Origin of the sequence: Flagellimonas myxillae (assembly GCF_023502235.1) — a bacterium.
Lineage (GTDB): Bacteria > Bacteroidota > Bacteroidia > Flavobacteriales > Flavobacteriaceae > Flagellimonas > Flagellimonas myxillae.
Genome location: NZ_JAMFLY010000002.1, coordinates 86,312 through 106,083, shown reverse-complemented (window position 1 = coordinate 106,083; position 19,772 = coordinate 86,312). Strand labels below are relative to the sequence as shown.

18 protein-coding genes and 1 tRNA gene are annotated in these 19,772 nt (G+C 42.1%); 9 read left to right on the top strand and 10 right to left on the bottom strand.

Features of this window, described 5'->3' with window-relative positions; translation table 11 throughout:
• From M3P07_RS08920 to M3P07_RS08905, 4 genes are all read right to left on the bottom strand, one after another.
• Positions 1-1,650: a S8 family peptidase gene (locus tag M3P07_RS08920; protein ID WP_249969560.1), complete on the bottom strand. Its 1,650-nt coding sequence runs from the start codon at positions 1,648-1,650 to the stop codon at positions 1-3.
• 28 nt (positions 1,651-1,678) lie between these two features.
• Entirely contained in the window at positions 1,679-2,545 is an 867-nt protein-coding gene (locus tag M3P07_RS08915; protein WP_249969559.1) for an MBL fold metallo-hydrolase, read from the bottom strand.
• A gap of 87 nt (positions 2,546-2,632) precedes the next feature.
• Positions 2,633-4,822: a SulP family inorganic anion transporter gene (locus M3P07_RS08910; protein ID WP_249969558.1), complete on the bottom strand. Its 2,190-nt coding sequence runs from the start codon at positions 4,820-4,822 to the stop codon at positions 2,633-2,635.
• A gap of 29 nt (positions 4,823-4,851) precedes the next feature.
• The gene (locus M3P07_RS08905; protein WP_249969557.1) at positions 4,852-5,706 is read right to left on the bottom strand and encodes a universal stress protein; all 855 of its coding nucleotides are present in this window, start codon (positions 5,704-5,706) and stop codon (positions 4,852-4,854) included.
• Positions 5,707-5,823: 117 nt separating this feature from the next.
• On the opposite strand from M3P07_RS08905, the gene M3P07_RS08900 reads away from it, so the two are divergent.
• Positions 5,824-7,650, top strand: coding sequence for a cation:proton antiporter (locus M3P07_RS08900; RefSeq protein WP_249969556.1), 1,827 nt, complete (start codon positions 5,824-5,826; stop codon positions 7,648-7,650).
• A gap of 152 nt (positions 7,651-7,802) precedes the next feature.
• On the top strand, positions 7,803-8,117 hold the full coding sequence (locus M3P07_RS08895) for a hypothetical protein (protein ID WP_249969555.1): 315 nt from the start codon (positions 7,803-7,805) through the stop codon (positions 8,115-8,117).
• 5 nt (positions 8,118-8,122) lie between these two features.
• On the opposite strand, the gene lepA is transcribed toward M3P07_RS08895, so the two are convergent.
• On the bottom strand, positions 8,123-9,919 hold the full coding sequence (gene lepA, locus M3P07_RS08890) for a translation elongation factor 4 (protein WP_249969554.1): 1,797 nt from the start codon (positions 9,917-9,919) through the stop codon (positions 8,123-8,125).
• A 155-nt stretch (positions 9,920-10,074) separates the two neighbouring features.
• Here lepA and M3P07_RS08885 point away from each other — a divergent pair, with 155 nt between their 5' ends.
• Together M3P07_RS08885 and dusB are read left to right on the top strand one after the other, a co-directional pair.
• Positions 10,075-12,492, top strand: coding sequence for an outer membrane beta-barrel family protein (locus M3P07_RS08885; protein ID WP_249969553.1), 2,418 nt, complete (start codon positions 10,075-10,077; stop codon positions 12,490-12,492).
• 51 nt (positions 12,493-12,543) lie between these two features.
• Positions 12,544-13,536 carry a tRNA dihydrouridine synthase DusB gene (gene dusB / locus M3P07_RS08880; protein ID WP_249969552.1) on the top strand — a complete coding sequence of 331 codons (993 nt, stop codon included), beginning with the start codon at positions 12,544-12,546 and terminating at the stop codon, positions 13,534-13,536.
• Here dusB and M3P07_RS08875 read toward each other — a convergent pair.
• Positions 13,533-14,741: an ABC transporter permease gene (locus M3P07_RS08875; protein ID WP_249969551.1), complete on the bottom strand. Its 1,209-nt coding sequence runs from the start codon at positions 14,739-14,741 to the stop codon at positions 13,533-13,535. The two genes, dusB and M3P07_RS08875, sit on opposite strands and share 4 nt — an antisense overlap.
• A 2-nt stretch (positions 14,742-14,743) precedes the next feature.
• Positions 14,744-15,136, bottom strand: coding sequence for a 30S ribosome-binding factor RbfA (rbfA, locus tag M3P07_RS08870; protein WP_249969550.1), 393 nt, complete (start codon positions 15,134-15,136; stop codon positions 14,744-14,746).
• 105 nt (positions 15,137-15,241) lie between these two features.
• Between rbfA and mce the strand changes: the two genes are divergently transcribed.
• Together mce and M3P07_RS08860 are read left to right on the top strand one after the other, a co-directional pair.
• On the top strand, positions 15,242-15,649 hold the full coding sequence (gene mce, locus M3P07_RS08865) for a methylmalonyl-CoA epimerase (RefSeq protein ID WP_249969549.1): 408 nt from the start codon (positions 15,242-15,244) through the stop codon (positions 15,647-15,649).
• 60 nt (positions 15,650-15,709) lie between these two features.
• Positions 15,710-15,783 (top strand) — tRNA-Ile (locus M3P07_RS08860).
• Between the two features lie 99 nt (positions 15,784-15,882).
• Here M3P07_RS08860 and M3P07_RS08855 read toward each other — a convergent pair.
• Positions 15,883-16,404 carry an ImmA/IrrE family metallo-endopeptidase gene (locus tag M3P07_RS08855; protein ID WP_249969548.1) on the bottom strand — a complete coding sequence of 174 codons (522 nt, stop codon included), beginning with the start codon at positions 16,402-16,404 and terminating at the stop codon, positions 15,883-15,885.
• Positions 16,397-16,744 (bottom strand): helix-turn-helix transcriptional regulator, encoded by a 348-nt coding sequence (locus tag M3P07_RS08850; RefSeq protein WP_249969547.1) that lies wholly within the window; start codon positions 16,742-16,744, stop codon positions 16,397-16,399. Before M3P07_RS08850 ends, M3P07_RS08855 begins: the two co-directional genes overlap by 8 nt.
• A 435-nt stretch (positions 16,745-17,179) precedes the next feature.
• On the opposite strand from M3P07_RS08850, the gene M3P07_RS08845 reads away from it, so the two are divergent.
• Genes M3P07_RS08845 through M3P07_RS08835 form a run of 3 tightly spaced genes read left to right on the top strand, consistent with a single transcriptional unit; the run spans position 17,180 to position 19,398 of the window.
• Positions 17,180-17,842, top strand: coding sequence for a multiubiquitin domain-containing protein (locus tag M3P07_RS08845; protein ID WP_249969546.1), 663 nt, complete (start codon positions 17,180-17,182; stop codon positions 17,840-17,842).
• Positions 17,817-18,974, top strand: coding sequence for a ThiF family adenylyltransferase (locus M3P07_RS08840; protein WP_249969545.1), 1,158 nt, complete (start codon positions 17,817-17,819; stop codon positions 18,972-18,974). Before M3P07_RS08845 ends, M3P07_RS08840 begins: the two co-directional genes overlap by 26 nt.
• Positions 18,964-19,398, top strand: coding sequence for a ubiquitination-like system serine protease family protein (locus M3P07_RS08835; protein WP_249969544.1), 435 nt, complete (start codon positions 18,964-18,966; stop codon positions 19,396-19,398). Before M3P07_RS08840 ends, M3P07_RS08835 begins: the two co-directional genes overlap by 11 nt.
• 41 nt (positions 19,399-19,439) lie before the next feature.
• Here M3P07_RS08835 and M3P07_RS08830 read toward each other — a convergent pair whose 3' ends face one another.
• A complete protein-coding gene (locus tag M3P07_RS08830) occupies positions 19,440-19,676 on the bottom strand; it encodes a helix-turn-helix domain-containing protein (protein ID WP_249969543.1) in 237 nt (78 codons plus the stop codon).
• Between the last annotated feature and the right edge of the window lie 96 nt (positions 19,677-19,772).

Below are 19,772 nucleotides of genomic sequence, written 5' to 3'. Positions count from 1 at the left end.
TTATTTGGTATTGTACGTTAGTGTGGCTCTTCCTTTGGAAATGCTTTCGGCCAACAGAAGGGCATTAAACGCGTTCACAATTTTTCCAGATTTGGAAATTTTATCGAAGGTGGAAGCATTGGAAGGATCCCCGGCGACTATTACGGAAGCCTTGGAACTCAACCCAGATTCAATTATAATCTGTTTTACCTGCACAGCCGACAGTCGCGGGTAATAGGATCGTATCAAAGCGGCTACACCAGCCACTGCGGGAGCGGCCATAGAGGTGCCTCCCATAAAGTCATATTCATTGTTGGGTAAAGTGGAATAAATGGCAGCACCTGGCGCAAAAACATCCACATTTTGATTGCCATAATTGGAGAAGTTAGCTACCATTTCGGACCCGTAACTGCTGGTCAATGCTCCAACGGTGATTACATTGTTGGCAATTTCTGTGGAGCCAAACTTGTGGTCATTTGGATAATTGGGGTTTTCTGGATTGTCCAGGTCATTCCCATCGTTTCCTGCAGCGTGTACAATTAAAACATCTTTGGAAGCGGCATACCTGATGGCATCATAAACCCACTGGGCATTGGGAGAAAACGACTTCCCAAAACTACAGTTGATGATCTTGGCCCCGTTATCCACGGCATACCTGATGGCCAAGGCGATATCCTTATCGTACTCGTCGCCATTGGGCACCGCCCGCAAGCTCATGATTTTTACATTTTTGGCAACACCGTTGACTCCTTTGCCGTTATTGCGCTCTGCTGCGATAATTCCGGCAACATGGGTGCCGTGGCTTTCCGTGTCCACCCTGTTTTTAGGGTTGCCATTGCCGTATGTTTTGTCGTTAAAATCGTAAGGATTATCACCGAGGGGCTGTCTACCATCAAAATCCTTGTTGAGGTTGTAGTTGACCTGATCCGTAAAGTAGGTAATGCCCTCGTTAAGCTCCTCCAATACACTTGAAATGCTCTCCCCGTAAGAATACATTTGGGAAATAACGGCAATGTTCTGCTTCATTTCCTCCGATTTGGGCTCAATGGACAGCAGGTCCTTTTTAGTATAATTGTCTTTTCCGAGTTCTTTTTTAACCGCGGCATCAGCAGTTTTTACCACTTGGTAAATTTGCTCGTATTGTTGTTTGTTTTGCAGGGCTTTTGGATAGGCTTCATCCAACTTTAATCGAGCTTTGGCCCTAGCGGAGGCATCACCGACACCCAAACGTAGCATGCGCACATATTCCAACTGCTCGTTGTAAGCCTCGCCCAAAAAGTTGTAGCCATGAATATCATCGATATACCCATTTCCGTCGTCGTCGCGACCGTTGTTCGGACGTTCGCCCTTATTGGTCCAAAGCACCCCATCCAAATCCTCATGGTCTATATCAATACCTGAATCCACTACGGCCACGACCACAGTTTTTCCATGTTTGTTCTTGATGATTTCCTTGTAGGCCTTGTCCACGCTCATGCCAGGGATAGTATCGGTAACAAGGTCTGCATGACCCCAGGTTTTTTTCTGATACTCTGTTAGGTCTGACACTTTTAATGGGATGGCGTCGATATTTTCAACTGGAGTTGAGACCAAGGTGGTAGAGCCACACCCCATTAGAAAAAGGGAAGCAGAAGCCAAAGCGAAGGAAAGTCTGAAATAGCTGTGATTCATATATATGATTTTATAAGAATTGTAAAATTTATTGTGGTTTGAATATTTCTTCAAAAGTAAACGATTCGTCCAATCGTGCACCTTTTTCTGTTTTTTTCAAAGTGCAAAGTTGGTTGTGTGCGTCATGCTCAAAAAAGAGCAGATAACCATTATCAGCAACAGTATCCAAAAACCTTGCTTTTTCGTTTAAGGTCAGAAGAGGGCGGGTATCGTATCCCATAACATAAGGAACGGGAATGTGGCCCACTGTAGGGATCAGGTCCGCCACGAAAACAACCGTCTTATCCTTATAGGTAATATGGGGAAGCATCTGTTTTTCTGTATGTCCATCCGCAAAAAGAATGCCGAAGCCTAGCTCGGACCCCTCTTGAAAAGCTCCCTGCTTTCGATCTATAAAATGCAGCTGCCCGCTCTCTTGCATGGGCAAAAGGTTTTCCTTTAAAAAGGACGCCTTTTCACGGGCATTGGGATGGGTCGCCCATTCCCAATGGTCCTTATTGGACCAAAACCGTGCATTTTTAAAAGCCGGTTCGTAGCCTGTCCTGTTCTTGTTCCATTGAATGCTGCCACCGCAATGATCAAAATGGAGGTGGGTCAAAAATACGTCCGTAACGTCGTCCCTATGAAAACCCAAGGCTTCCAGTGAAGCGTCCAAACTATGATTTCCCCAACGGTAGTAGTAACTGAAGAATTTTTCAGATTGCTTGTTCCCCAGACCATTATCAATCAAAATTAGCCTATCGCTATCTTCAATTAACAGACAACGGGCGGCCAAGTCGATCATGTTGTTGTTATCTGCCGGGTTGGTTCTGCTCCAGATGGACTTGGGAACCACCCCAAACATGGCCCCACCATCCAATTTAAAATTTCCGGTCTCAATGGGATAAATAGTCATTCAGAAAAGCAAATGGCGTGCAAAATAAGAAAAGCAGGCCTTAAATGGCTAAAAAACATAGGTTTATTGGCCCTATTTTAACAAAAATCAAACAGGCACGGATTGTCTCAAAAGTTTGGTGAGCTGCTGTCCAAAATAGATCATGGCCTTGGTTTCCTGAACACTCAGCAATCGTTCTTTTTTAAGAATCAAAAGGGAATGCCCGTTGGATTCTACATGATAATACGGATTACTTTCCAAAAAGAGGATAAGTTCATGATGGAATAAATGCTGGATTTCCCTGGTTTTCTCTCCGCTCAAGAAAAAGCGACGGTTAAAATCGGGATGGTTTTCTATGGAAATATCCTGAAACCCTGCCAATTTGTATAACCGCTCCAATAGCCCTTCTTTATCCAAGGTAAAAATGGGTGTTGCCTCAGGGAGAGCAATGTACATTACCGTAGATTTGATTACCTCCTTGGCCACAAAGGCCCCCTCGGTAAATTCCAGATCAAAAACAGAGCAGTTTCCATTTTCTTCTGAGAGATGGTTGTACAAATAACTTATCTCACGTGTTCTGAAGAAGATAAAGTCGTTGAGGAAATGGGTGCGGGCATTTTTCTTGGCATCATAGGCCCAATCAAACTCTAGGGCAGTTTCCTTTAGCCGCGCCTGTCTTTTTGTAAAGTATTTTTCAATGGGCTTTAGCGTTTCCAGCGGCAATATTTTGCGAATGGCAAAGGGATGTTTGGAATCGGCTCCATGCTTGTCCAGACCTACAATTTCCATACTTCCCCCTTTTTTGGCAAAAGTGTCCATGTAGGTTTCCAATCCTTCCATAACCGTATGGTCTACAAAGCCACACATAGATAGGTCTACCACCACATGTTGGTCTTCTGGAATAGCATCCAGCTTGTTTTTGAGCTTGTAAAAATTCAGGAAACTGCAGAAGTATTTAACGCTAACATAGTAATTCTTGTCCTCTGGCTCCTGAAACATAAGAACATTGGGTTTGAACACATTGCCCAAAAACAATACAACACTTTTGTTTATGACAATATGCAATATCAAGGTGGTTAATATACCAATGCTGATTCCGGTAATGAGGTTGGTGAACAAGGTGGTGAGTAAGGTGGTCAGGAAAATCACAATTTGTTCATTTCCAATTTTGGCCACTTTTCTAAAGGTTTTTGGAGTGGCCAATTTATAGCCTGTATAGACCAAGATAGCCGCTAATGCCGCCAACGGAATCTTCTTTAACTGCTCCTGGAACAATAATATGAACACTACTAAAAATGCGGCATGGAAAAAATTGGCGGATCGATTGGTGGCCCCATTGTTCACATTTACGGAGCTACGAGCAATTACGGTGACCACATTTAACCCCCCAACCAAACCACTTAAAGATGTTGCAAGGCCAAGAGCTTTTAGGTCTTTATTTACATTGGACCTCCTACTTTGAGGGTCTAGTTTGTCCACGGCCTTTATGCTGAGCAGGGATTCGATGCTAGCGATAAGCGTTATGGCAAAAACACTGATTATGAATTCTTTGTGATGGATCTTGGAAAAATCCGGGAAGGCCAAATTGGAAATCACGTTTTCCGGAATGGAAATCAAGTATGAAGGGTCTAACGGAAATGGCAAATCCAACCAACCAAAGGAATAGCTAAATCCAACAGACAGAATTAGTATCCACATAGGAGCTGGAATCAGCTGGAAAAAGCGATTCCTGATTTTGGAATAAAAAACCATGATCAAGAGGCTTATGATTCCAATTCCGGCCGCAACCATCTCTTCAGTTGTTGAGTTTTGAACCAAGTCTGTAAGCCCGGCGGGTATTTGTGCCAGTAATTTTACGATACTACCATGTTCGTTGTTGTGGCCAATCATGATATGGAATTGTTTTGCAAAAATGCCCCATCCAATGGCCGCTAACATCCCTTCTATGGCAGAGGCCGGAAAAAAATCGGCCAAGCGCCCCATTTTTAGGAAACCTAGCAGCAACATCAAGATGCCGGAAACCACAATGGCCGCCAAAGTAAAAAGGTAGCCTTGATATAGGTCTCCTGCGCCAAGAGTGGTTATAGCTCCAAGCAAAACAATTACCAGACCATTGCCCGGTCCGGTTATGGTTACATTGGACCCTCCCAACAAGGCAACAACCGTTCCCCCTACAATAGCGGCAATAATCCCAGATATGGGAGGAGCATCACTTGCAATGGCCAGGCCCAGCCCAAGAGGAAGGGCGATCAAGGACACCACAAAACCCGAAAACAAGTTTTTGGGCAAGTCCTTCATAAAGCTATTTGTATTGCTGGTCTTTGGCGTCAATTGGTTTTTCTAACAATTAGGAGGTCGGTTGGTAAATCAGATAAAATATGTTCAATGTCATGAGGAAAAATGCGATCCAGCAACCCAATTTTCTTAGGGGCGTTCATTACCAAAAGGTCAGCGCGAACCACTTCGGCATAATGCCCGATGGAATACCCGCTTTTTCCAAAAATACTTTGGGTTTTCACCTTTAGGTTTTTTAAATGCCCTTCTGGAACGGACTTCAGGATTTTTCGAACGCGTGAATCCTCCCGATGCTTCAAGCGTTCTTTCTGTATAGTGGCCTTTTTCAAGGATTTGTCATCAGTAATTTCAACTGCCACCTCTTTTTGTCCAATTTCCTCAACGATGGTCAATCTTTTTGCTCCTAGCGCGTGCGAGACATAGCAGGCGTTTGAAATGGCCAAAGGAGTATCTTCATCCTCCTGGCCGTTGACAACCACATGTTGGCAAGGCACCCGCTCTTCGGATGGCTTTATCAACAACAAAACCGAGCAACATACTTTTCTAGTTAGCTTTCTTGCAATGGAGCCCACATAAAACTGATATAAATTCTCATGCTGAAGCGCCCCCAAAATCAATAAATCTATATTGGATTCTTGGCAAGTAGCCAATAAGACCTCATCCGGCTTTCCTGTTTTCCATTGAATGGAAATTTCCAAACCCCGGTTTTCCACCGCTGATAGAATGCCCTTGATTTGAGCTTCTTTTGTTGCGGTCTTCTCACCCACATGTAACAAAATCAATTTCGCCTCAAAGAAATAAGCTATCCTGGAAGTTTCAAGAATATTGGTCCTCAAAGTTGGAGAGAAGGCAAACCCGAACAAAACGGTTTTAAAAGGTGCGTTCAATAAAGCTTTTTTAAGAATGGGACGTCAATATAACACAATATGAAGAAAGAAGTACTCAATGTCAGAAGTTTGACAAAATTCTAAAAGAAAAACGTTAAATTTCAAGAAAACTAACTCATGGTAGAGCTTGCGGGCATCATAATTTTGGGGATCATTGCACAATGGGTGGCATGGCGCTTTAAACTTCCCGCAATTTTACCGTTGATTCTGATTGGACTTTTGGTGGGTCCCATCGCCACACTGTACACGGAGGATGGAGGCAAACTAATAGAGCCCATTTGGAATGGACAAAAGGGACTTTTCCCCGGGGAGGGCCTATACTATTTTGTGTCTTTGGCAATCAGCATCATCCTGTTTGAAGGAGGACTTACCCTTAAAAGGGCCGAAATTAAGAATGTGGGCCCGGTCATCACCAAATTGATAACGGTAGGAACTGTGGTAACCTTTTTTGGAGCCGGTGTGGCTGCACATTACATCTTTGAACTTCCTTGGCAAATTTCGTTCCTGTTTTCTGCATTGATTATTGTTACGGGGCCAACGGTAATAACACCAATTCTAAGAAACATTCCCTTAAAGAAAGATGTATCCGCGGTACTTAAGTGGGAAGGTATTTTAATAGACCCCATTGGGGCCTTGGTAGCCGTTTTGGTCTTTGAGTTCATCAGTGTGGGAGAGGGTCAGGCGTTTACCAAAACTGCTTTAATCGAGTTTGGAAAGATCCTATTGTTCGGGACTACCTTTGGATTTACATTTGCCCATGCCTTGGGATTTGTAATCAAGAAGAACCTGGTGCCACACTATCTTCTCAACGTGGTTTCGCTTTCTGTAGTATTGTTGGTGTATGTAGAATCGGATGTGTTTGCACATGAATCCGGATTGCTGGCGGTGGTGGTCATGGGGATGGTCATGGGAAATATGAATTTGCCCAATTTGAAGGAGCTTCTTTATTTTAAGGAGTCGCTCAGCGTTTTGTTGATTTCTATCCTATTTATCTTGTTGGCGGCCAACATTAATATTAGTGACCTGGAACTCATTTTTAATTGGAACACCGCCATTCTGTTTGCTGTTGTTGTATTTGTGATACGACCATTGGGTGTTTTTTTAAGTTCGATGGGATCCGATCTAAAACTCAATGAAAAGCTTTTTATTGGTTGGGTTGGCCCCAGGGGTATTGTTGCTGCGGGTATTGCTTCGCTATTTGGCTCCAAGTTGCTGAGCAAAGGAGAACCAGGAGCAGAATATATTACGCCTTTGGTGTTCATGATAGTGCTGGGTACCGTATTATTAAATGCGACCACCGCACGTTTTGTGGCCAAAATTGTTGGGGTGTTCTTAAAGAAATCAGAAGGAGTACTGATCATTGGCGCTTCCAAAGTATCACGTCTCATAGGGAACTATCTTAAGAACAACAACCGGCACGTGGTACTGATAGATAACAATCAGGCCAATATTGAAAAGGCTCAACGTTTAGGTCTTGAAGCCATGACTGCCGATATTTTTTCGGACTCACTAACGGATAATATTGAGCTGAACGACATGGGTTTTTTACTGGCCTTAACAGGAAATTCTGATATTAATGAATTTGCGATTGAAAAATTCCAACGGCAATTTGGAGAAAACGGGGCGTTCAGATTGGTAAACTCCGATGAGATGAACAATCCCAACGACAATCCCAAAGAGGGTGTGTTCTCCCACACCGATGATTTTATCAAATTGATAGAGGTGGTGCGAAAATACCCGGCCATACAAGAGGTTGACCTGAGGGACAAACAACATTATGACGACCTCATAGATCTCACCAAAAAGGACAGTGACATCATTCCGGTCTTCACCAAAGCCCCTACAGGCGTCATCGATATTATCCCCGCCAACAGCAAGGACTTTTCTCCCAACGGGGAAGGGTATAAGCTGGTTTATATGGGAAAAACCATCGATATTGACTAAAATCCCAGCCACGGGATTCCTCTTAAAACCCAACTTTTTAGCACAAACACCCTCATCCGTCAATTGAAAACGGGCATCCGTCAATTGGGAACAAGATTTAGGGCCAACAGCAGTTAGATTGCCTCTGTTTTAATAACCTAAATCTTTTCCAAATGAAAAAATCAGTACTTGTTTCATTGTGGGTAATAACATTGGCCAGGGGTTGTTCAGTGGATGCCATAAAGATGGCTGATCTTCTTGAAGATGCCAATGAAAACCCCGAGGTTGCCAAATCATCTGAGTGCTTTGCATGTACGACAAAGGATGGTTATAAACTTGAAATTTGCGATAATATGAATGACACCTATACCCTGTACTTAGCCGGAGTTAATATGAAGACTATGGGACCAGAAGAGTTGGAAGGCAAAACCCCTAAGGAATTCGTAGCAGAAGGTTGCCAACTGGACAGGTTAGACTTTGCAGAATAAAACCCTTAATCGTTCAGTTTCAGCACCGCCATAAAAGCTTGCTGTGGAATCTCCACGTTACCTACTTGGCGCATCCGCTTTTTACCCTTTTTCTGCTTTTCCAAGAGTTTTCGCTTTCTCGAAATATCACCTCCATAACATTTGGCGGTCACATCTTTTCTCAGGGCCTTGATGGTTTCTCTGGAAATGATCTTGGAACCGATGGCCGCTTGGATTGGTATGTCAAATTGCTGCCTTGGGATAAGCTCCTTCAGCTTTTCACACATTTTTTTACCAATGTGATGGGCATTATCAAAATGAACCAATGCAGATAAGGCGTCCACGGGTTGTGAGTTCAACAGGATATCCACTCGGACCAATTTGGAGGTTCGCATACCTATTGGGGTATAATCGAAGGAGGCGTACCCCTTTGAAACGGTTTTCAACCGGTCGTAAAAATCAAACACGATTTCGGCTAAGGGCATATCAAAAGTGAGCTCCACCCTTTCGGTGGTCAAATAAGTTTGATTGGTGATTTGACCGCGCTTTTCGATACATAAGGACATTACATTGCCCACAAAATCGGCCTTGGTAATAATGGTGGCTTTAATATAAGGCTCCTCCACACGGTCCACGGTTGAGGGATCTGGCAAATCCGAAGGATTATTAACAATGATTGCTGTTTCCCTGTCCTTGGTAGAGTATGCGTGATAGCTCACATTTGGCACCGTGGTGATAACGGTCATGTTGAACTCACGCTCCAAGCGCTCCTGAATGATTTCCATGTGAAGCATTCCCAGAAACCCACACCTGAATCCAAAACCTAGCGCGGCACTACTTTCCGGAGTAAAGACTAAAGAGGCATCATTCAACTGTAATTTTTCCATGGAGGAACGAAGCTCCTCAAAATCTTCAGTATCCACCGGATAGATTCCCGCAAAAACCATGGGCTTAACGTCCTCAAAACCTTCAATGGCATTTTGGGTTGGTTTGGCAGCGTCTGTTATGGTGTCCCCTACCTTAACCTCCCGGGCATCCTTGATTCCCGTAATGAGGTAACCCACATCCCCGGAGGAAATAACGGGTTTGGGAACCTGGTTTAATTTTAAGGTGCCGATCTCATCCGCAAAATAGTCCTTGTTGGTAGCCACAAACTTAATCTTTTGACCTTTCTTAATTTCCCCATTTATGACCCTAAAATACGTTTCCACACCACGAAACGGATTGTATACAGAATCAAAAACCAAAGCCTGTAGCGGTTCATTGGGATTTCCTTCCGGTGCGGGAATGCGGTCAATAATGGCGGTTAAAATAGCTTCGATTCCAATTCCAGTCTTGGCACTGGCAGGAATTACCTCCTCTGGGTCGCAGCCCAGGAGGTCAACTATATCGTCCGTAACTTCTTCGGGATTTGCACTGGGCAAGTCCACTTTATTAAGGACCGGAATAATTTCCAAATCATTTTCCAGGGCCAAGTATAAGTTTGATATGGTCTGGGCCTGGATACTTTGCGCAGCGTCAACTATTAAAAGCGCACCCTCACAGGCGGCAATAGATCGGGAAACCTCATACGAGAAATCCACGTGCCCGGGGGTGTCGATCAAATTTAGGATATAGGTCTCACCTTGGTGCTCATACTCCATTTGTATGGCGTGGCTCTTAATGGTGATGCCACGTTCCCGTTCCAGGTCCATATTGTCCAACAACTGGTCCTGTTTTTCACGATCGGTAACGGAACCGGTAAAGTCCAACAAACGATCTGCCAAGGTGCTTTTACCGTGGTCTATATGTGCAATGATGCAAAAATTCCTAATCTTCTCCATATCAACAACTGCCTGTAAAATCTAGGGCGTTAAAGCATCTGCAAATATAGCTCTTTTAGCCACCTAGCTCATTGTTTTTTACAAATATGACCAAGAGGCTCGATCTATCCCTCTAAAATATTTTCTTAGATTTGATATTCAACCCCGATGACTAAATGAAACACCTTGCCTATATTTTTTTATTGGCTTTTTTTGCCGTGATATCTTTGTCCGGGCAGACATACCAGATTACCGGGAAGGTTGTAGACCAGCAGAACAACATTATTCCATACGCCAACATTCTTCTTTTACAAGCAGTAGATTCCACATTTGTCATGGGGACCTCTGCCGATGAGGTCGGTTATTTTTCCTTGGAAGAGGTGGAACCGGACCTGTATCTTTTACAGGCCAGTTACGTGGGAAGGGGGTCCGAACCCAGGGCATTGGACATTGCCGGCAATGTGTCGTTGGGGGCCTTGATTATTCCTTTGGAAACAAATAATCTGGACGAGGTTGTGGTGACCGCAAAGCGGCCTACCCTACAAAGACTTGCAGACAGACTGGTCTTTTCTGTGGAAAACACGGTGGTTTCGCAGGGGAGTTCGTGGGATATTTTACGAAGTACCCCCGGGGTGATCGTCAACCAGGAAGATCTACAAATTAAGGGGCAAAGCGCCACGGTGTATTTGAATGACCGAAAGGTGCAACTCTCGGGCCAGGAGGTAAAGGAACTTTTGGAAGGCTTTTCCGGGAACAATATCAAATCTGTTGAGGTCATTGCCAATCCACCGGCCAGGTACGACGCGGAGGGGGGACCCATTTTGAACATTGTCACCTCCAAAAATATTGTTCCAGGGTATAAGGGAAGTGTAAATGGAAGTTATACACAGGCGACTTTACCAAAATTCAGTGCGGGGATGAGCCATTACTACAAAACGGACAAGCTGAACCTTTTTGCGAACTATTCCATCAATCCCAAAAAAGAACTTAGGAAGACCAAAAAGGGAACCAATTTTATTGATGATACCAACTCCATTTTTTCGAGATGGTCCACGATGTACAACGAAACCCATTCGTCCCAAGCACAGAATGCCAGTTTGATCTTGGATTACGATTTTGACGACCGAAACAGTTTGAATCTCACCTCAAATTTGGCGTTTAACCTTGGGCAGGAAAGAGAAACCAATCTAGACGCCGAAATCAGGAATGGACTTCAACAGTTGGATTCCTCTTTTGTGACTCGGAATGTGGCGGATCTCGACAACACCAACCTCGCATTTGATCTTTCTTATGTCCATAAGTTGAAGAAACCAGGGGCCAGCTTATCGTTTAATGGGCATTATACGCACTACGATGGGGAATCGTTCCAAAACCTGAACTCCAATTATTTTGACAATGGAGGGATGTTCATGCGGAATTTTGGATTTGATACAAGTACCGACCAGAACATTCAGATTGTGACGGGACAAACCGATTTTTCCACCCCCTTGGGAACAGCTTCCCTGGAAACAGGCCTGAAAGTGTCCTCAATCAACTCGGAGAGCAACGTGGTCTTTGGAAATTTTATAGGTTCCGACGATACCATCAACCCTTCTTTGTCGGATGTGTTCCTTTATGATGAGAATGTGTATGCTGGCTATTTGAGCTTGGTGAAAAGTTGGGAAAAATGGTCTATGAAGCTGGGTATTCGAGGAGAACTTACCGAAGCCAATGGTACTTCCGAAACCCTGAACCAAACCAACACCTTGGATTTTTTTGAGCCCTTTCCTTCCCTTTACGTACTGTACTCGCCTTCGGACAAGCACAGCTTTGCATTTGATTATGGCAGGGGTGTGGAACGGCCCAAGTACAACGACTTAAATCCGTTTCGCGTGTTTTTCAACGAAAGCGATTTTGAGGAGGGAAACCCCGGCCTAAGGCCAAGCTTCAGCAACAATTTCAATTTTAACTATACCCTGAACAGCGAGTATTTTTTCGACATTTATTATCGGGACAATGGGATGAAAATTGGGTACTTGGTCTTTCAGGACAACCAAGACCAGACCTTGGTAGAATTAAAACAGAACATGCTGGCCAGTAAGTCGTATGGGCTGGATGTTTCGGTAAGTAAAGGAATAGCCCCATTTTGGTTTATCTATGCCTACACCTCGTTTTTTCATGAAGAGGACACTTTTTTGGCGGTGGAAAGCAACAACCAGGAATACACCAACGAGGTTGATGGTGTTTATGGGTATTTGGCCAACTACTTGACCCTTTCCAAAGATGGAACGTTTACGGGGGAACTCACCATGACATACACCTCCAAATTTTTATTTGGATCGTATGTCTCTGATGAGCAATTGAATTTGACGGTAGGCTTGAGAAAGTCCCTTTGGGACAAAAGGGCCACCATTTCCATTGCCGCAGAGGATATTTTGGAGCAATATGTACCTACCTATACCTCGCGTTACCTTAACCAGGATAACTTTTATAGGCGCAGGCCCGAAACCCAATTTGTGCGCCTTGGGTTCACGTACAACTTTGGAAACTTTAGGCTGCAGGACAACGAACGGGCCATTGAGAAAAAGGAGCGTGACCGCCTAGAAGAAGAATAAACCCTTGATTTTCCGGTATTTTGTATTTTTGCAATCCTAAAAAAGTAGGATTTGCCGAAGATTGGAAACATAGAACTCCCTGATTTTCCGTTGCTTCTAGCTCCGATGGAGGATGTAAGCGACCCCCCTTTTCGTGCACTTTGCAAGGAGCAGGGTGCCGATGTGGTCTATACCGAATTTATTTCTTCGGAAGGACTTATTCGGGACGCCGCCAAGAGTGTCATCAAGTTGGATATTTATGAAAAGGAGCGCCCAGTGGGCATCCAGATATTTGGTGCCGAGCTGGATTCCATGCTGCAGGCGGTGGATATTGTGGAAAAATCCAATCCGGATATCATTGACATCAACTTTGGGTGTCCAGTGAAAAAAGTGGTTTCCAAAAATGCCGGAGCGGGAATTTTAAGGGACATTCCCTTGATGGTAAAACTAACCGAGGAAATCGTAAAACGCACCTATTTACCGGTTACGGTAAAGACACGTTTGGGATGGGATTCAGACAGCATAAAAATTGTGGAGGTGGCGGAAAGGCTCCAGGATGTTGGCATCCAAGCAATCGCCATACATGGGCGTACCCGGGTGCAGATGTACAAAGGGAATGCAAACTGGAAACCCATTGCGGAGGTAAAGAACAATCAAAGAATGCACATTCCGGTGTTCGGAAATGGGGATGTGGATACGCCAGAGGCCGCAGTAAGGATGCGTGACGAATATGGATTGGATGGAGCGATGATTGGAAGGGCAAGCATTGGCAACCCTTGGTTCTTTAAAGAAGTAAAGCACTTTTTTGAAACGGGAACACATTTAGCGCCGCCCTCCATGGAAGAACGTGTGGAGGCCGCCCGTAGACACCTACAAATGTCCATCGATTGGAAAGGGGAAAAACTGGGTGTTTTCGAGACGCGCAGACACTATACCAACTATTTTAAGGGGATTCCGCACTTTAAGGAATACCGAATGAAAATGGTCACCAGCGATGAATCTGCCGATGTTTTTGCTGCCTTTGATGAGGTATTGCAAAAGTTTGGGGACTTTCAGTTTGTCTAAGCGGTAATCAACCTTTTGTTGATTCGGCTACTGGCAATTTTTGAGGAAATAAATCCTAGGACCACAATGGTTCCCAACACCACCAAAACATTCATCAGATTAAACTCTACCGGGTAGGCCAAGGACGGGGTGATTCTTAGCCACCCAAATGCCAATTGCGAACCGATCAATAGCGAACCGATCAAAACACCGATACACCCACCGAGTGATGTGACCAATAGGCCTTGGGTAAAATAGATGCGTCTCAATTCTTTGATGGTAGCCCCCAAACTAAACAGGGTTTTTGAGTTTTGTTGCTTATCCAGAATCATCATAATGATGGCCCCAACCACATTAAAAAGAGCTATGATCAACACCAAGGTGAAGATCAAATAGGTGGCTAGATTTTCTGTGTTCAGCATGCGGTACAGGCTACTGTACTGTTCTTGGCGGTTCAAGACCAGCACTTTCTTTCCAAGAACGGACCGTATCTCTTCCTGTACAGCTTCCAAAGGAACTTGGCCGTTCATTTTAAAATTGACACCTGAAATTTGCGTGCTATCCTTTTCCAAAAGGGACTGCACAAGTGGCAATTGGGCAAAAACATATTTTTTATCCAGATTTTCCTCCACGGCATATACCCCACTTACATATATGGGCATTTCATTATAGGGCTTGGTGTTCAACCCTTGGGGTGTAATGGAGCCTTTGCCTGGCTTCGGAACCAAAAGTGTCATGGGATTTTGGTAGTTGTCCAAGGGAACCCCAAGAAGGTTATAAATGCCTATTCCAACCACTCCGTTGAATTCCATAACTCCCCAGTTGCCAAAATACAGGGTGCTGTCAACCCCGGTTACGGAGCGGTAGTTGCCATCGATTCCCTTGATGTATGCAATGCAACTTTTTTCTCGAAATGTTAGGTAGGCCATTTCTTCCAGTTCCTTGGAAAAGTTGGCTAACCCATCTATATCTTGAAGTGCTATTTCTTCCTCCGGCGAAATGGAGAAGTGTTTTCCGACCGCGGCAATGGCCTTGAGGTCGGGGTCGAATGTGTTGGTAAAGGACAGGCTGAATGTCTTTAGTCCGGCAAAGGCAGAGAGTACAATAAAAAGCGCAGCCGAACCGATAACAATCACCAGAAAAGTGATGAAATTGATAATATTTACCGCATTTTGACTGCTTTTGGAACGCAGGTAGCGCTTTGCGATATAAAATGGAAAATTCAAAATCAGGACTTCTTACGTTTGGCCAACAAATCCCTATTTTCCATGGGATTTTCATCCCCTTTCAATGATTTTTCTATTTGGTCGATGTACTCCAAGGAATCGTCATGGTAAAAATTGAGCTCAGGCACCCTTCGCAATTGGTTTTTGGTACGCTGGGCAAGCTCGTGCCGAATCAATACATGGTTGGATCGCATCCCTTCCAGGAGTGTTTGGGCCTTGTCATTGGGAAATACACTTACATATACCTTGGCTATGGATAGGTCGGTGGTCACGTAGACTTTGGAAACAGAAATCAAGGTTCCCTTCAATCCACCATCAGTTGCGGCCCGCTGAAGGATATCCGCAATATCCTTCTGAATAATTCCCGCAATTTTCTTCTGTCGTTGTGTTTCCATAGTGCAAAATAACGGAATAAATGACGAACCTCATGAGCAGATACAAATACAGTGCTTAATTTTGAGCTTATATCAGGAAGCGTTTCGACTTAAAATTTAAAGGAAATGGACAAAATTGAACATATTGGAATCGCCGTAAACGACCTTCATGCCTCCAATGCCTTATTTACCAAATTGTTGGGGGTGGAACCTTATAAGATGGAAGAAGTGCTGTCGGAAGGGGTAAAAACGTCCTTTTTTATGTCGGGGCCCAATAAAGTGGAATTGTTGGAAGCCACCACTAAGGACAGTCCCATTGCCAAGTTTTTGGAGAAAAAGGGAGAAGGGATTCACCATATTGCCTTTGCCGTTGAGGATATTGAACATGAGATTGCAAGATTGAAGAAGGAAGGGTTTAGGGTTTTGAACGAGGAGCCCAAAAAAGGTGCGGACAACAAACTTGTTGCCTTTTTGCATCCGAAGGGAACAAATGGGGTTTTGGTGGAGCTTTGTCAGGAAATAAAAGGGGTGTAGCAGGGTTAAAACCTTGCGGTGTAGAAAAATAAACACTAATATTGCATCCGCAAAATTGCGGGTCCTATAGCTCAGTTGGTTAGAGCACCTGACTCATAATCAGGGGGTCCCTGGTTCGAGCCCAGGTGGGACCACATTAAAAATCCGTAACAAACTATTAATTAGTAAGTTGCGGATTTTTTCATTTATAAAATGTACGGTTTTTGTACGGTAAATTGGATTTTACATCTTATTTAGAAGCCGTAATCATAAAGTCCTAATGCCTTTAATCTGTAGTCCATTGCTTCTTTACTTACAATAAACTTTTTACTTAAAGAATACAGCTTGAGCTCATACTCTAACTCCTCGTCTAGTTTTGCAAGTTCATCTAGAATTAACCTTTTGGGCATCAAAAGACAAGCAGCAAAGGTATTAGCTTGTTTTTCCAATCTATAATTGCCCCCGGCATTCTTTCTATTTAGTTTTGAACCTTTGTAGTAGTCCACAAATAAAGGAACTTCCACATGTAATTTAAAATGTCCAATTTCGTGTGAGATTGTAAATCTTTTTCGCACTTCAGGGTGATATTTATTGACCCCAATAATGTCGGCTCCGTCCTTTCTTACTAAAAAACCCGAGACACCATCGTCTAAATCTTGCTCTTCTATTGTAATACCAATTTTTTCTGCAAGCTTAACAACATTGACGGGCGCTTTAAATAATCCAAACTCATTTAAGAGTTCAATGGATTTACTTTCAATCATGGTGCTAGTCATCCTTTTGCAATATTTTGTTGATTATCAAAAGACTCTTTTTACTTTCATCTTGCGGTAAAGAATCTAAAATAGATTGATATTTTTCATCTATGGTACCCAGAGAAGATTGATAGGTGTCCATAGAAGGAAGTAAATCAGTTATTTTACAACCCAATGCTATTGCTATTTCATAGATTGTAAATATAGAAGGTTGATGCTTGCCTATTTCGATGTTTGATATCGAAGACCTGCTCAAAGAGATAAGTTCAGCCAAATTTTCTTGACCTAGACCTTTGGCCTTTCGAAGTTCTTTAATGTTCTTCCGAATAGATTGATACAAGAATTCCCCTCTGTCGCTCATAGTTTTTTAACGCATCGAAGATAAACTTATTTTGCTTATTATACAAGCAAAATGAAAAATATTAACTATTTTGTTATCAATTTTCCAGTGTCAAAATAATTCGTATCTTTGAAGAAATTTGGTTCCAATATGGAACAAAAAAAATCAGGTGGAATGCACCTGATTTGATTTTAATTTAGAATATACTTGGGTTCGCGGCCCAAGAAATTCCTTGGTAATATCGTTCTACAAAGGTACATATTCTTCTTTAAACTACCAAACCACCCGCATTCCACCCGATTATCAAATAATTTAAATGTAGTTAGTCGCGGTATAACCCCTTAAAATTCCTCATTGAATTTAGGCCAGTTGGTCTATAATTTTTAGTCTCAATTGCTTGGGGATTAAAGAAAGGCTTTGGGACAAAGTTTTTACAATAACATAATACTTAGAAACATGTTTTTTTTTAAAATAAACAATAAGAAATTCGAGTCCAGCGAATCAAAACTTACTGGAAAGGACCTTCTGAACATAGCTGATTTAACACCTGTAGAAGAGTTTGAACTACTTTATAAAATCAATGAGAAGGGTTTTACACCTATTCAACTTGATGAAGAAGTCAACTTAAAAACAGCAGGAATCGAAGCTTATCGGGCTAGGCCATACAAGAAGCTTTTAATAAAAGTTGATGGCAAGCCTTACGAGGTAGAGGAATGCTTCATGACTCCCATCGAGATAATGAAGTTGTCAGGTATTAATTCTGACCGAAATTATTTAAAAGAAGTTCGCAAAGGGGATGTTGAGGTCACATATGAAGATGATGTGGAACATAAAATAGCCATAACTAAAAATTCTTGCTTTGTTTCTTGCGAAATTGAAGAGAGAATAGAATGTGTGATTGTTAATGGGAAACCGAAAGATTGGTCTAAGGAGACAATATCTTTCGAAGAAGTTGTGATACTTGCTTATGGTAAGGTTTCAACTGACCCTAATGTAATTTATACTGTAAATTATATTAATGGAGTACCGAGTAAACCAGAGGGCAGTATGCTCAAGGGTGATATTATTTCAGTAAAAAATAAAATGATATTCAATGTTACTGAAACAAATAAATCATAGTCTCGGTATTAAAGAGCTTCTTAATGATGATTACGAAGTAGAGATAGTTGGAAACTTTCTCTTAATACATAGTGTTCCTTATTTGAATGCTAAAAAGGAATTGGTTTATGGCACGTTGGTTTCCAACGTGTCAACTCCAAAACCTAATACCCATGTTGCTTACTTTATTGGAGAAAAACCATGTGATATTAATGGAACGCCAATGAATCAATTGATTAATAATAGTCAAAGGCAAGACTTGGGAAACGGGATTTTGGTTGACCATTTATTTTCTCATAAACCTAACCCAATGTATCCTACCTATTATGAAAAGATGAAGACTTATGTCAATATTCTCTCAGGACAAGCACAGCATTATTTCCCGGAAGTAACAGCTAGAACGGGTAGAGTAATTGAATCTCCACAATCAGATTCAGTGTTGCATTATAGTGATACTAATTCCTCGAGAGCTGAAATTGATGCTATCAATGAAAAGCTTTCAGGGCTAAAAATTGGAATTATTGGTTTGGGCGGTACCGGTTCGTATATATTGGATAAAGTAGCTAAGACCTTGGTAGGGGAGATTCATTTATTCGATGGTGATAAATACAAGCAACATAACGCTTTTAGAGCACCTGGTGCCGCTACTAAGGAAAGGATAGACATAAATACGTTCAAGGTTGAATATTTCAAGGAGGTTTACTCTCAAATGCACAAACATATTATACCTCATCCGATTTATATAAATGAGACTAATATGAGCTTGTTAAATGATTTGGATTTTGTTTTTATCGCTATTGATGTTGGGCAAATCAAAAAGAAAATATTTAGTAAGCTTGAGGCAATAGATATTCCGTTTATTGATTGTGGACTTGGCGTCGAAAGAGAAGGTAATGAGCTAATGGGTATCGTAAGAACAACATTAAGCACTCCGGATAAACGAGCGCATGTATATGATGGATTAGTAAGTTTCTCTGACGGGGAAAATGATGACTACAAAACCAATATACAGATTGCTGATTTGAATGATTTAAATGCTGTTTTTGCTGTAATAAAGTGGAAGAAATATTATGGTTTCTTCAATGACCAAAGGTTAGAGCTTAATAGTAGTTATTCGGTTAATGTAAATACTATTTTCAACAATGAAGCTTAAGCATCAATTCGTTGGGTTTATACCCGATGATATTCAAGAAGGTGTAATATATATTTCTTTGGAATATAAATCTGTCATTCATAAATGTGCTTGTGGATGTGGTAGAGAGGTTAATACGCCATTGCATCCTACGGGATGGAAATTGTTATATGACGGCGAAACCATTTCCCTTAAGCCTTCGGTTGGAAATTGGAGCTTTGATTGTAAATCCCATTATTGGATTACTAAAAGTGAAATAAAATGGTCATCGGAATGGTCTGATGAAGTAATTCATGAGGCTAGGAAAAATGAAGAATCCGAAAGACGAGAATATTATAGAAATAAAGACTCTTTAAAATTCAAGGAAGAAACAAAAATCCAAGTTGTTTCGCAAGCGGAAACTAAGAATAGGGGTTGGGTCCAAAAAATATTTTTTTGGAAGTAAGTATGTTTTGCCCCGGTCTTAAGACCGAGGTTAGATTTATGTTAGAAGTTCATTAATTCAGAAACCGTAATTTCGAAAGCATCTGCAATCCTTTTGAGCATTGATATTTTCATTTCTTGCTTTCCCAATTCATATTTTCTTAAATTTTGTGCGTCAATACCAGCCTTAAAAGCTATCTCTTCTATACTAAGACCATTGTTTATACGCAATGCTCTAATGTGTTTTCCGAATGCAATGCAAAATATTGGTATTTCCTTTTTTCGTTCACGCTTTGACATAACTCAAAGTTGCAAACGATAGGGTTTATTCAACGAATTGTTTACAACAGGTTGTATATAACCTATTTTTGATATTTTTGTCTTGAATAATAACTA

What these genes read in the sequence shown, in the direction of transcription:
- M3P07_RS08915 (WP_249969559.1), bottom strand. Translation starts at nt 2,545, where the DNA reads ATGACTATTTATCCCATTGAGACCGGAAATTTTAAATTGGATGGTGGG.
- M3P07_RS08885 (WP_249969553.1), top strand. Translation starts at nt 10,075, where the DNA reads ATGAAACACCTTGCCTATATTTTTTTATTGGCTTTTTTTGCCGTGATA.
- M3P07_RS08895 (WP_249969555.1), top strand. Translation starts at nt 7,803, where the DNA reads ATGAAAAAATCAGTACTTGTTTCATTGTGGGTAATAACATTGGCCAGG.
- M3P07_RS08900 (WP_249969556.1), top strand. Translation starts at nt 5,824, where the DNA reads ATGGTAGAGCTTGCGGGCATCATAATTTTGGGGATCATTGCACAATGG.
- mce (WP_249969549.1), top strand. Translation starts at nt 15,242, where the DNA reads ATGGACAAAATTGAACATATTGGAATCGCCGTAAACGACCTTCATGCC.
- M3P07_RS08845 (WP_249969546.1), top strand. Translation starts at nt 17,180, where the DNA reads ATGTTTTTTTTTAAAATAAACAATAAGAAATTCGAGTCCAGCGAATCA.
- rbfA (WP_249969550.1), bottom strand. Translation starts at nt 15,136, where the DNA reads ATGGAAACACAACGACAGAAGAAAATTGCGGGAATTATTCAGAAGGAT.
- M3P07_RS08835 (WP_249969544.1), top strand. Translation starts at nt 18,964, where the DNA reads ATGAAGCTTAAGCATCAATTCGTTGGGTTTATACCCGATGATATTCAA.
- lepA (WP_249969554.1), bottom strand. Translation starts at nt 9,919, where the DNA reads ATGGAGAAGATTAGGAATTTTTGCATCATTGCACATATAGACCACGGT.
- M3P07_RS08850 (WP_249969547.1), bottom strand. Translation starts at nt 16,744, where the DNA reads ATGAGCGACAGAGGGGAATTCTTGTATCAATCTATTCGGAAGAACATT.
- M3P07_RS08830 (WP_249969543.1), bottom strand. Translation starts at nt 19,676, where the DNA reads ATGTCAAAGCGTGAACGAAAAAAGGAAATACCAATATTTTGCATTGCA.
- M3P07_RS08920 (WP_249969560.1), bottom strand. Translation starts at nt 1,650, where the DNA reads ATGAATCACAGCTATTTCAGACTTTCCTTCGCTTTGGCTTCTGCTTCC.
- M3P07_RS08855 (WP_249969548.1), bottom strand. Translation starts at nt 16,404, where the DNA reads ATGACTAGCACCATGATTGAAAGTAAATCCATTGAACTCTTAAATGAG.
- M3P07_RS08840 (WP_249969545.1), top strand. Translation starts at nt 17,817, where the DNA reads ATGTTACTGAAACAAATAAATCATAGTCTCGGTATTAAAGAGCTTCTT.
- M3P07_RS08910 (WP_249969558.1), bottom strand. Translation starts at nt 4,822, where the DNA reads ATGAAGGACTTGCCCAAAAACTTGTTTTCGGGTTTTGTGGTGTCCTTG.